General features: G+C 49.0%; 9 protein-coding genes. 7 read left to right on the top strand and 2 right to left on the bottom strand.

The features are described 5' to 3' along the window. Positions 1-28: 28 nt before the first annotated feature. Positions 29-2,317: a helix-turn-helix domain-containing protein gene (locus F4V51_RS19930; RefSeq protein WP_236146828.1), complete on the bottom strand. Its 2,289-nt coding sequence runs from the start codon at positions 2,315-2,317 to the stop codon at positions 29-31. A gap of 149 nt (positions 2,318-2,466) precedes the next feature. On the opposite strand from F4V51_RS19930, the gene F4V51_RS19925 reads away from it, so the two are divergent. The 7 genes from F4V51_RS19925 (at position 2,467) to F4V51_RS19895 (ending at position 11,146) form a co-directional block, all read left to right on the top strand. Then, on the top strand, positions 2,467-3,753 hold the full coding sequence (locus F4V51_RS19925) for an alpha-L-fucosidase (RefSeq protein WP_193724177.1): 1,287 nt from the start codon (positions 2,467-2,469) through the stop codon (positions 3,751-3,753). A gap of 14 nt (positions 3,754-3,767) precedes the next feature. Further along, positions 3,768-4,805 (top strand): carbohydrate-binding family 9-like protein, encoded by a 1,038-nt coding sequence (locus tag F4V51_RS19920; RefSeq protein ID WP_153979356.1) that lies wholly within the window; start codon positions 3,768-3,770, stop codon positions 4,803-4,805. Beyond that, complete coding sequence (locus tag F4V51_RS19915) at positions 4,802-7,456, top strand: transglutaminase-like domain-containing protein (RefSeq protein ID WP_153979355.1); 2,655 nt, start codon at positions 4,802-4,804, stop codon at positions 7,454-7,456. The genes F4V51_RS19920 and F4V51_RS19915 overlap by 4 nt, the downstream gene beginning before the upstream one ends. Then, positions 7,453-8,499, top strand: a complete 1,047-nt coding sequence (locus tag F4V51_RS19910) for a glycoside hydrolase family 18 protein (protein ID WP_153979354.1) — start codon at positions 7,453-7,455, stop codon at positions 8,497-8,499. Before F4V51_RS19915 ends, F4V51_RS19910 begins: the two co-directional genes overlap by 4 nt. A gap of 245 nt (positions 8,500-8,744) precedes the next feature. Then, positions 8,745-9,182, top strand: a complete 438-nt coding sequence (locus F4V51_RS19905; RefSeq protein ID WP_095290252.1) for a hypothetical protein — start codon at positions 8,745-8,747, stop codon at positions 9,180-9,182. Between the two features lie 134 nt (positions 9,183-9,316). Next, positions 9,317-10,252, top strand: a complete 936-nt coding sequence (locus F4V51_RS19900) for a selenium metabolism-associated LysR family transcriptional regulator (RefSeq protein ID WP_153979353.1) — start codon at positions 9,317-9,319, stop codon at positions 10,250-10,252. Positions 10,253-10,282: 30 nt separating this feature from the next. Continuing rightward, entirely contained in the window at positions 10,283-11,146 is an 864-nt protein-coding gene (locus F4V51_RS19895; protein WP_153979352.1) for a PHP domain-containing protein, read from the top strand. A gap of 83 nt (positions 11,147-11,229) precedes the next feature. Here F4V51_RS19895 and F4V51_RS19890 read toward each other — a convergent pair whose 3' ends face one another. Next, positions 11,230-12,975: an Rqc2 family fibronectin-binding protein gene (locus F4V51_RS19890; RefSeq protein WP_153979351.1), complete on the bottom strand. Its 1,746-nt coding sequence runs from the start codon at positions 12,973-12,975 to the stop codon at positions 11,230-11,232. Between the last annotated feature and the right edge of the window lie 144 nt (positions 12,976-13,119).

The following is a 13,119-nucleotide window of genomic DNA, read 5'->3' as shown; positions in this document are numbered from 1 at the left end:
GATTGTTCGTCTGTTGGCTTTCCTGTTATTAGCTGGCCGATTCAGTTCCTGCATCACTACCCGTAGTGCGATGAAGCTTGCGGTATTGTCCTGGTGTAAGCCCGGTCTCCTTCTTGAATTTGCGGATGAAATTCGGTGTATCCAGATAGCCGACTTCCTGAATGAGATCTTTCAGAGGGGTATCCGTTGTTTTCAGCTGATGAAAGACCCTGTCGAGTCGTTTTTGCCAAATATACTGAAGGAAGTTGATTCCGGTCTTCTCCTTGAAGGAGCGGCTCACATGGGAAGGTGAAACCTCGAATTCATACGCAAGCGTATCCAGGCTAAGATTGTGATCAGTAAAATGGGCATCGATATATTCAATGATGCGGTCTATCAATGTCTGCTCTTCATGCTGCGTTTCCTTTTTCACCTCGTTGCATAACTGGGAGGCAAGCAAGATCAGAACGGATTCAAGCTCTTCCAGCGAGCTGCTAAACACCATGTTGGGAGCAATCTGCTGCAGCATCTGCTGTTCTCCAAGTTCCGAGGCTGTCTTCAGGATCGTGTTCAGCAGGTCGAAGCTGATGCAGCGCACAAGCAGCGCAGGCAGCATGGAAGACTGCAAGCTGGTCACGGAAGAGCGAATCATCTGAGTAGCGATATCGATATTTCCCTGTTTCAGACTTTGAACCAGCTTCAGCTGCATATGGTTTGGAATCCAGTAGGAATGGCTCGGTGTCTTGGACATTTCTTCAAATAAAGCGGATGATCCATACTCACCGGGTACGAGCAAATCAAAAGCAGAACAGGCTTCAACGTAAGATTGGGTCAGTTCATGAAGCTGCGAATAAGCGCTTCCGGCACCAATTAACGGAGGTATGGACAAGGTTCCCAAAAGTAAGCCTCTTATCTGCTCCATGATCTGTTTTATACGTGTTACCAGATCGATTCCTTCAGCGGAATCAAAACTCATGATTAAACCGAAACGGTCCAGCTGAGGCAGCTCAACGCCATAACCGATTGCCTGCAGATCAGGCAATTCAATCTGTGCAAGACTGCTCGCAATGCGGCGGCGGAGTTCCATATCGGCATGCTTGGAATCATTCCAGCCAATGACCATGACAAACAAATAATCCTTGTTCAGTTTCAGGTCGAACAGCTGCACCAGTTCAGAAGACAATGGATCTGGATTTCCAGACTTAATTAAGGTCGACAAATACTGGTTCCGAGCATACGGTTCCTGTATATCAATGCGGGAGCTGTAATTCTGCAAGGCAGAACGAATTCGTTCCAGTTCATTGGCGCTCCCATTTCGCGACTCTCCATCAGGTTTCTTTTCCGGGAAGCGGGAAGCGGCAAATTCGACCAGGGTTGAGATGGGCTGATACTGCATTTTGGCGAGAACGAGAGCAATTGCAACTCCGACCAGCAGCACGATACCTATGATCATCATCATGAAACTGCGGACATCCAGTACACTGCTGAAAAACTGGGAGCTTGGCATTACAGTCATGTAGGTCCAGCCGTTGGTTTCCGATTGCACCGATACGATGGAATGATCTTTGCCGTCCAGCGTCCGCTCCTGGATTCCTGGAGTAATGCCTTTAATCAAGGCAGCCAATGCATCTGTGCTTAGTGTATCTCCCTGATGGTTGGCCGTTAGTACCTGACCCTCTGCATCGAGGACATAGGTCAGGCCTTGATAGTTTCCGAGTATGGAATCAATCAGATTGGTAATCTGCGACTCCTTGATAAAAACCATGACCGTGGCGTGGGGGTTCAGACTGTTTGGAGTAATGGGAATAAGGTAAGCAAGCTTGCGGTCCTGTACTCCACCAGTTTTGGTTACCACATCGGCAGGTCTTACGGTAGGATGCTTCGTTTCGTTGAGATCGTTATACAGGGATTGTTTGTCCCATCTCTCGAAGCTGAGATTGTCGGCAAACACCTCAAAATCGGTCAAACCTTTGCTGGAATAAATACGAGTATCATCGTGGAAATAAAGATAGATTTCATCAATCATGGAACTGGTGGCTTTGTACTGATCCAAGGCACGAATGGCTTCCGGGCTGGTCTGGGTATTGGTGACCCGATAGGAAGAGAGCCGATTATCGTAAGAAATGCGGGAAGCAATCTCGCTCAGCTCTTTCATTCGGCTGTCAATGGTTACGTTGGTTTGTGATAGCTGGGCCAGACGCGAGCTTTCAATCTCAGTACGGAGGGTTTTAACTGCGTTTTCATAGAGAAATACGGTCATGAACACGAGAGGAATTAGCAGAATGAACAGGTAGGACCAAATGTATTTCAGGAACAGTTTGGATTTGAAATAGTCCATTCGCAAGTGAAATGCTGCCTCCTTTCCATATGGAGAAATGCCATTTCTTTTCTTATAAATGATATCAATAAAAAAACGGTTTGGACATAGCTTTTTCGCACGTGTGCACACGGTTTCCAAATATCGCTGAGAAAAAGGTGTAGATGATGATGCAGAAATGGTTTGAGGATGCGAAGCTGGGAATTTTTATTCACTATGGAATCTATGCCGTGGACGGTGTTGCGGAGTCGTGGTCTTTTTACAATGGACCCATGACTTATGACGACTACATGAAGCAAATGGAGGGATTCACGGCCTCCAAATTCAATGCCGCGGCGTGGGCGGATCTGATCGAGAAATCGGGTGCCAAGTATGCTGTGCTGACAACCAAGCATCATGACGGAGTTGCTCTGTGGGATACACAGTACAGTGACTTGAACACGGTAAAGAAAACACAGGCTGCACGTGATATTGTCAAAGAATATGCCGATGCGATCACGGCGAAGGGACTTCGACTCGGACTCTACTACTCGTTGATCGACTGGTCCCACCCGGATTATCCGAGTGTATATGAAGGTGGCAAGGTGCCGGATGACCCCGGTTCTAGCAATCCGTTCTCCTATCCCTTGGATGGGGTTCAGGATGAAACCAAATGGCAGAGGTTTTTGGAGTTTAACAACCATCAATTGAAAGAATTACTCACCGGATTTGGCAAGGTTGACCTGCTGTGGTTTGACGGGGATTGGGAACGAAGCGAGAAGCAGTGGAATCTGCCTGAATTCAAGCAGTATTTGAAATCAATGCAGCCAGATCTCATCATCAATTCACGCCTGCAGGGACATGGGGATTACAAAACGCCAGAACAAGGGCTGCCGATTACGAGACCAGATGGGCCGTGGGAGTTTTGTACAACGATCAATTCCTCTTGGGGGTACGTCCCAACGGATCAGCATTACAAATCACTCTCTCAGATCGTTCGCATGTTCTGCGACTGCATCTCCATGGGTGGCAACATGCTGCTCGATATTGGCCCAAGAGAGGACGGAACAATTGATGAGAGGCAGGAAGCCATCCTGCTTGGACTGGGCGAGTGGATTAGACCGCATGCAGAGGCGGTATACGGGACAAGAGACGGAATTATGAGCAGATATTATGGAGATGGAAGCACGCTCTCGGCAGATGGAAAGACGCTCTATCTCTTTGTGCATGGTGATCCGAAGGAGAGCATTTGTGTGAAGGGGCTGTGCAACGAGATCAGGAAAGTATCCGTGCTGCATTCAGGCAAAGAACTGTCGTATGACATTCATGGCGGGGTTCCGTGGTTTCAAATTCCTGGTACAACCTGGATTCACCTGACGGGTGAAGACACCCATGAACTGACAACGGTAGTGAAGCTGGAGTTCGATGAAAAGGTAGACATGTATGGCGGCTCCGGAGCAGTCGTTACGCATAACTGAATGGAGGGATCAACATGATGCTAAGTGGCGTGCCTATACCACATATCGATACGTATCAGCCGAAGCACTACATTTGCCAACGTGCAGCAGGTGAATTGGAGCTTGACGGAAGGCTGGATAAGCCTTTTTGGGATCAGGCGGAATGGACGGACAAGTTCGTCGATATTGAAGGGGACCTTCGTCCTGCTCCGTCCAAGGATACAAGGGTGAAGATGCTATGGGATGATGAATATTTTTATTTTGGTGCCGAGCTTTGGGAAGATCAGATCTGGGCAACGCTGACGGAGCGGGATTCTGTCATTTTTTATGATAATGACTTTGAAATTTTTATTGATCCTGACGGGGACAGCCACGCGTATTACGAATTCGAGATCAATGCGCTAAATACGGTATGGGACCTGCTCCTCATCAAGCCATACCGGGACGGAGGGCCACCGCTGGACAGCTGGGATATAAAAGGATTGAAAACAGCCGTGTATATTGACGGCGAGCTGAACCGTCCGGAAGCGATTAACCGGAAATGGTCTGTTGAGGTTGCGATCCCGTGGACCAGTCTGAAAGAATGCGCCAAGGAAAAGCGGGCACCCCTGCCGGGTGAATTTTGGAGAGTTAATTTCTCACGGGTGGAGTGGCGGACTGAAGTGATCGATGGAAATTACCGCAAAGTAATGGATCCCGGAACCGGTAAGCCATATCCGGAGGACAACTGGGTCTGGTCGCCGATGGGACTGGTGAACATGCATTATCCCGAACTGTGGGGTTATGTTGTGTTTGCGGGTGAGTATGCTCAAGCCGATTTTGTGCTTCCACAGGATGAACGGATCAAATGGGAGCTAAGAAAGCTATATTATCTGCAGCGTAATTACAGAGAAAAGAATGGGACATTTACGCAAGATCTGTCATTGCTCGGCTGGACTTCTGATGTGAATGTTTATCCCGAGGTCTACGCTGCTCCAAGCCTATTTCAGGTTTCAGCTGCGACTGCGGATGGGACCGGAAGATGGCTCATTCGCGAAGACGGGTACCTGTGGGAAGAGAGGGATACGAGATGAGTGTACAAACGTCGGCGTTTTCGCTTACCCCCGAAGAAATGAAATCTATTGAAGATAAACTCCGTATCAAAAGGAAGCTTGTTCAGGCTCAGGCTGACGAAATCTTTTCGGTATTTAGGGAGCCGCTGTCCGTAGAAGAAGAGTGGGCGCTCAAGTTTGTGTATGCATACAGTCCGCTTCAGGATCTGGCAGATGTTCCGGGCGCACTGTTTCTTAGCCACGTAAGATCAACTCTGCGGATGAGGCGGGAGGTTCCGTGGGGGCAACGGGTACCGGATGATTTGTTCCTTCACTTTGTGCTTCCATGCAGGGTGAATACGGAGAATATTGAGGATTGCCGAGCGGTCTTCTATGCTGAACTGGCTGATCGCATCATGTCGCTCACGATGTCAGAAGCGATTCTGGAAGCCAACTACTGGTGCCATGAAAAGGCAGTCTATACCGGCAGTGACCTTAGGACGGTTTCACCGCTCACCATGATTCGGAGTGCAAGGGGGCGCTGCGGGGAAGAATCAACGCTGGCAGTAACCGCACTGCGAAGTATCGGGATCCCTGCTCGTCAGGTATACACTCCCCGATGGGCGCATTGTGACGACAATCATGCCTGGGTGGAAGCATGGGCTGACGGAACCTGGCATTATATTGGTGCCTGTGAACCGGAAGCACGGCTGAATCAGGGATGGTTTACACCTCCTGCCCGTCGGTCGATGCTGATGAATACGAGAGTGCTTGGCGCCTATCATGGTCCAGAGGATGTGACATTGGCAACCGAATGGTACACCGAGCTCAATCTTTTGGAGAATTACGCTCCAACGAAGGAGCTCACTGTAACGGTCAAGGATCTGGCCGGAGCTGCAGTTGTGGGTGCTTCCGTGCGATTTGAGCTGTATAACATGGCCGAATTCTATCCGATTGCGGAGTTACTGACGAATGAAGACGGAGAAGTGGTCTTCAAAACGGGATATGGCGATCTGCTCATCCGGGCGGTATATCAGGGACGCTGGCGAGAGCATAAGATCACGATTGACCAGACAGACCGATTGGAACTGGTGCTGGATCTGCAAAATCAACCTGAGCAGAAGAGCGGAGTGATTGATTTCGATATGGTTCCTCCGCCTGAGACGGAGGGAGAGGAACTCCCGCCATTAACAGGGGAAGCGGAGTCACTCCATCAGCAGCGTTTGTCTGAAGGGACGGACATCCGCACTGCGTTTGAAGCCACCTTTGTAACCCATAAGGAGAGCGTTGATCTATCTCGCGAACTAAGCCTTCCGGAGGCGAGGGTATGGGACGTCATGCAGAAGGCGCGTGGAAATGGCCATGAGATAGCCGCGTTTCTCAGGGAAAGCTCTCCTGAGCACGGGCAATGGCCGTTATTGCTGCTGGAGTCGCTAAATAGTAAAGATTTGATTGATACGTTCCGTCCAGTCCTGCATGAGCATTTAGATTATTCGCTTCCGCTGCGAGGTATGCTCCCGGATACCTTGTTTATTCCCTATTTGTTATGTCCGCGCGTTGCCTTTGAAATGCTTGGACCGTACAGGAAACAATTCCAATCAGCGTTTGCATCAGATGAGAGGGACGCAATGGTGAGGGAGCCTTCGCTTCTTGCTGAAGCACTCAAGGAAAAGTTCATTCCTTGGGAGGATCTGCCTAATCTGAAAGGAAAGGGTACAGCAGCAGGAACCTATCGGATCATGGCAGGAGACGAGGAATCGCTGGCTATCCTGTTTGTTGCTCTCTGTCGCAGCCTTGGCATCCCATCCCGTTTGCATCCAAGTGAACGCAAGCCGCAGTATTGGCAGAAAGGGTCCTGGATCTTCGCGGATCTTGGCATTAAAGAAAAGGGAAAGCAGCGAATGGGAAGCATTCGTCTTGTGCAAAACGAGTCAAAAGGAAACATGCCGGAGGCTTCCTACTATGAGAATATTTCTATTGCTCGTCTTGTTCAGGGGAAATACGTGACCTTGCATTTTCCTTATAAAGAGACAAAGCTGTTTGACGAGCCTCTGCCAGCAGAGGAGGGGGCTTATCGCATGACGACAGGCGTACGTTTGAAAAACGGCACGGTAAGAGCTCGGTTCACTTATTTTAATTTGAACAAGGGGGAAGAGTCTTGTGTTGCCGTAAACTTCCGCAGCTCCGATGAAGAAATTCCTGTCCTTGGAACGGTGGATAAACACACGAAACTGCGGTGGCAGGACGAGAACGTAACTACACTCGAGCATAGCGTAAGTGGAACGGCTGCAGGCATACTTCTTTCCTGGGTTGAACCGGACCGGGAACCGACCATGCATTTGCTGAAAGAACTTGCTGACTTGAGGCAAGAACTGGTAGAACGGAATATATCGGTTGTTCTAATTACTGGCTCTGCTGGTACAGGAAACTCCCTGAAGACGGAGCAGCTTGAGATGCTGCCGCCACAAGTCCGGTTAGGCGAGGCATCACCTGCCTCACTGCCCGAGGTGTTCCGTAGCTCTGGAGCGACAGAGTCGGGATACCCCCATCTGGTTGTTCTGGATGAGGCTTATCAGATTCGTTATGTCTCATCCGGATATCGGATTGGTGCTGTGAAGGAAGCCATTCAGGTAAGCTTGCAGCTGGCCGGACAGCGAAGTGAACCATTTCAACATGATGGAGGCAGCCTATGAACCCCAAATGGATTATTGGATACGTCGGACATCGTGATTTGCATAGTGTACCAGAGGTAGAGCTGAGCCGAATGACGCATATCAATATCGCTTTTGCTCATATACAGGAAGGTATCATTCAGACCAGCCATCTGCAGCATATGGACCGGATTCCAATCATCAGGAAAGCTTTCCCGGATTTGAAAATGATTTTGTCTGTGGGAGGCTGGAGTGCAGGCGGATTCTCGGAGGCAGCTGCAACTGAGCAAGGGAGACAGAAGCTCGCAGAATCCGCTGTTCTGGCCGTGACTACCTATGGCTTGGACGGGATTGATCTGGATTGGGAATATCCGTGCTATGGGGAGGCGGGTATTGCCGCCTCTGCGGAGGACAGAGTTAACTTTACCCTTTTGTTGAAAACGATGAGGGCGGCTCTGACGAAGCAAGGTGAGCAAGATGACAGGTATTACATGCTTACCATTGCAGCCGGTGCTGACCAGTACTACATTGACGGCACGGAAATGGATCAGGTACAGCAGTATCTTGATTATGTGCAGCTGATGACATATGACATGCGTGGAGGTTTTCAGGTGCTGACTGGACACCATACCAACCTCTGTACGGCGACAGGTGATTTATATCGGATTAACACGGATGCGTCCGTACGCATGTTTTTAAATGCGGGTGTACCCCGGAATAAAATCGTCATTGGTGCGGCATTTTACTCCCGAATGTGGAAGGGTGTGCCTGACCGTAACAACGGATTGCATCAGATGGCTGAGACGACCGGAGGCTACGGTCCGGAATATACAGAGCTAAGAGAGAAGTATATTGACCTTAACGGATATATCCGGTATTGGGATGAGGAAGCGAAGGCACCTTATTTGTTTAATGGAAACACGCTCATTTCATACGACGATCCGGAATCAGTAACGGCCAAATGCCGATATATCCTGGAACAGGATCTCGCGGGATTGATGTTCTGGGAATACAAATGCGATACGTCACATGAGCTGCTGAGAACGATGGATGTCGAGCTTGGCGCAGGAAGACATGTGTTATAGGTGTGAGAAACGGAATACCTTATGCGGAATCCGCCATATCGCGGGTTCCTTTTCTTTTAAAAAGAGATTAATATAGAGAGAAGGTTATTGGTTATCATAGGTTTTTGCTCACTTTTATTAAGAATTAGGCACAAAACGGATTTTGTGAAAAAATCTGAACTTACGCCTTGAGCTTGCGGGACTTATGTTGTAATATATTTGGTAATAAATAGATAGAAAGTCCTATCTGGTGGAGAGTGATTCCCATGCGTGATAAGGTGATGCAACGTTGGAGCACCTACGAGCCGTTTTTCGTAGCTCTTGGAGACAAAAAAGTGGCTGACATCGTCATTACCCATCATGCCAAAATGCGGTATGCAGACCGTATTGAGCCCACGCGTAATGATGATGACCATATTGCGGCTTGGTTATGGGAGTGTCTGAAGCAGGACCGTATTACGCCATACTACCGTAATGAGCAGGACGTCTACCTCATCGACGAGGATGTGGTAGTGGTTGCGGAATTTTCCGAGCTGGAAGGTGAATATGACATCGCCGGCAATCCTCTTCACAAGATGATTGTAGTTACCTTTTTGGGGCGAATGTCAGAGACCATTGAGCTTCGTGACCTGAAATCATATTACTCCTGGTTGAGGCATTCCAGACGAATGACTCTGGTGAAGAACAGTCGGAAGCACAGGTAATTTACAGGAAACAGTCAAGATCATTGCAATGATATATTCAAGCTACATCGCATGCAGACAAGCTGCATGCTTTTTTTGTTGGAATTCAAGAAATCGGCTACAATGAGGTAAGTGTACAGAAGAGGGGCGAAGATATGAATTTTCATCAGTTGCATATTTTTTACACCGTGGCGGAAAAGGGAAGTTTTTCAGCAGCTGCGCAAGCCTTACATATGACTCAGCCTGCGGTGACGATGCAGATTCAATCACTGGAGGACTATTTTGGCACCAAGCTGCTGCACCGTTCAACCAAGAAGATAGAATTATCCGAAGCTGGGCGCACCCTGCTGCCGCATGCCAAGCGGAGCGTGGAACTGGTCAGGCAGACCGATGAAGCCATGTCGGCATTTACACAGATGCTTCAGGGAAGATTACAGCTCGGTGCCAGCTTGACCATAGGCGAATATGTTTTACCGAGAATGCTGGGTCCCTTTGCAAGGCAATATCCCGATATCTCGATCGTAATGAAAGTGATGAATACAACGCAAATTATGGATGATATTTTGAAACACCAGTTGAACTTTGGCCTGATCGAAGCCCCGATCCATCATCCCGACATGATTGTGGAACCGGTGATGCAGGACGAATTGAAGCTGATTGTTCCGGCAGGTCACGCGCTCGCCGATCGCGGGGAAGTGGAGCTGGAAGAGGTTATGGCTTATCCGTTTGTACTGCGGGAGAAGGGCTCCGGTACAAGACAGGTCATGGAAGACCAACTGCAAAAGAAAAACATTGACCCTCAGGACATGAATGTTGTGATGGAGCTTGGAAGTACGGGTGCAGTAAAATCGGCGGTTGAAGCTGGTGTGGGTATTACTATGCTGTCTCCTTCATCCGTTCAGCATGAATTAGCACTTGGTCTCGTGCATATTGTTGAGATCCGCGGACTTGAATTCAAACGACAATTCTATGCCATTCATTTGAAGTCTTCCCTGCTCCCTCTATCCGCAGTAGCATTCTTAAACTACCTGAGACAGCAGGAGCACGCTGGAGCGGAAGAAATGATGGATAAAGGAAGTAAGGAATCGTGAACACAACCATGTAGCAAGGAGATGTTGTTAATGGATCAACCTAACGGACGCTGTGATCTTCATACGCATAGTCAGGCTTCGGATGGCATGCAGTCACCTGCTGAAAATGTAAGGCTGGCCAAACAAAAGGGACTGTCAGCCGTTGCAATCACGGATCATGATACGGTCGCAGGTGTGACAGAGGCACAGCAGACAGGTCTGGAATGTGGTATCGATGTTGTGGCCGGCGTTGAGATCAGTACCCGCGCTGGAGGCAAAGACATTCATGTGCTGGGTTATTATATGAATATAAAGGATGAACTCTTTCTGGAGCGGCTGCATGGACTTCGTGATGCACGTGAGGAACGAAATCATCGCATTATTGCCAAACTGCAGGAGCTTGGTCTTGAAATCAGCTGGGAGGAAGTCATTGAGGGGCTGGGACGTCCTCTGGAGCCGGATGAGAGCATCGGCAGACCGCACATGGCGGATGTCCTGGTCAGCAAAGGCTATGCTGTCGATATGCGGGATGCCTTTGATCGATATCTGGCCGAAGGTAAGCCGGGTTTCGTGTCGGTTCCACGTGTCGCTCCTGAAGATGCCTGCCAGTGGATTAGAGAGGCAGGGGGAGCCGCAGTCATTGCACATCCGGGTCTCTATGGAGATGATGTACTGGTTCGCCGGATCATTGAGCAGTCCCGTCTGGACGGAATTGAAGTATTTCATTCCGACCATGGCCCTGAAGAGGAACACAGGTATGCCGCATTGGCACATGAATTTAATTTAATTGTGACAGGTGGCTCCGATTACCACGGTGTGAGACAGGGGGTTGTTTTTCACGGGGATCTGGGGAGCAAGACGGTAACATTGGATGTGCTTGAACAACTACGTGCGGCAGCAAGCCGCGAATCATAACTTAGATAGAAAAGCCCCAGAACACGATATTCTCTGTTCTGGGGCTTTTTGTGTGTCACTTTGTTTGTGGTGGCACCTGCTGCCTATCCGTTTTTGATGGAGGATGGCAAGCTTTTGACCAACTTTTCATTGGGCGTCACAAACAGTGTTTTTTGATGATCGTAGATGACGAAACCTGGCTTGGCACCGCTTGGTTTCCGTACGTGACGAATATAGGTATAGTCCACAGGAACACTGCTTGATTCCTTGGCCTGACTGAAATAAGCTGCGAGCTGTGCTGCTTCCTCCAGTGTAGCTTCCCCGAAGTCCGTGCTGCGAATGACAACGTGTGAACCAGGGATGTCTTTGGTATGCAGCCATGTATCATTGGCCGACGCCAGACGGTTAGTGACATATTCATTTTGCAAGTTGTTTTTGCCCACCAGAATATCAATCCCCTCAGTCGAGGTAAACTGATGTACGGTTGGACGGTCGTTTTTCTTTTTCTTCTTGCCTTTTTTGTTGCGGTCACGAAGATATCCCTGCTGAACCAGTTCTTCACGGATCTCCTCAATATCGTTCATGGAGGCGATGGACAGCTGCTGCAACAGGTTGTCCAGGTAGACGATCTCGTCCTTGGTTTTGCCGAGCTGCTCATGAATGACCGCCAGACTGTTCTTATATTTGTTGTACCGCTTGAAGTAACGCTGCGCATTGTCCGATGGTGTAAGCAGAGGATCGAGTGCGATGGTAATGGTTGCCTGATCTTCATCATAGAAGTTTACAAGCTCCACACTTTTGTCTCCCTTGCTAATCTGGTGAAGAGAAGCAAATAACAATTCGCCCCATAATCTGTATTTTTCCGCGTCATCGGCTTCGAGCAGATCCTTGTTCAGATTGTCGAGTTTTTTGACGTTTTTGCTTCGTTCATTTTGCAGAAAACGCAGCAGATCACTTACCTTTTGCTTTACCGTATCCCGCTCGGCTTTATCCCCGTAATAATCCTCCATGCATTTGCTCATCGTGTCGTAGGTCTTCTCGGCATCCTGAATACTCTGAAGGCGGACAGCAGAGAAGATCATTTTCCCTTTGGCATTCAGTCCTGTGACAGGGGTGTAGATATTCTCTCTCACAGGTCCCATCACAGAATCAAAGGCATTCCAGAGGGCGCTCGCCTCGGCCGATGCGTCTCCATTGTCACGATTAGCGGTACGAGCAGCAATCTCGCCTGCGATCAGCGGACTCAGGCCGCTGAATGAATTCACAAGCCAGCGGGCAGCCTCTTCTTCCGTTTCAGAGTAACCCTTGAGGAATTCAGCGCTGTTCACTTCCAGCGGATTGACTTTGTGCTGTTCTGGCGGAGCTGTGTATGAAAAGCCGGGCATGATGACCCGATAGCTGCTGATGGAAGGGGTAACGTGATGTATACCGTCCAAAATCGTTCCCGTGACCGGGTCGAGCAATACGATATTGCTGTGACGCCCCATGAGCTCAATAATGATTCGTTTTACGGATACATCACCGAGTTCGTCGCGTTGACGAACGTCGATGTGGATGATCCGTTCCATGCCGATCTGACGAATCTCCTCTATAATGGCTCCCTCGCAGTGCTTGCGCAGCAGCATGCAGAACATCGGTGCTTCTGTAGGGTTTAAGAATGTCTTTTCCGTAAAATGCACGCGGGGATACGTCGGACTGGCCGATATCAGCAATTTGCTGTTCCCGCGTTGTGCACGAAGGGTGAGTACGACATCATGGCCGTTAGGCTGATGAATTTTGCTAATGCGGCCGCCTTTGCAGCCCTGCAGTTCGTGTACGATGGCTCGTGTAACAATGCCGTCCAATGCCATATTTTTCAACTTCCTCTCTATCTATAACTGAAACACACAACTGGAATATGTAAAAATCAGAACCGGTTGCAGTTCGTTCGTCACTTGCCTTCTTGCATAAGATAACTCGGCTTCTACTGCGTTATGACCGCAGACTTTTATTTT

The organism is Paenibacillus xylanilyticus (genome assembly GCF_009664365.1).
GTDB classification, from domain to species: domain Bacteria; phylum Bacillota; class Bacilli; order Paenibacillales; family Paenibacillaceae; genus Paenibacillus; species Paenibacillus xylanilyticus_A.
The sequence above is the reverse complement of the archived record's forward strand: the minus strand, read 5'-3'. Positions and strand labels throughout refer to the sequence as shown.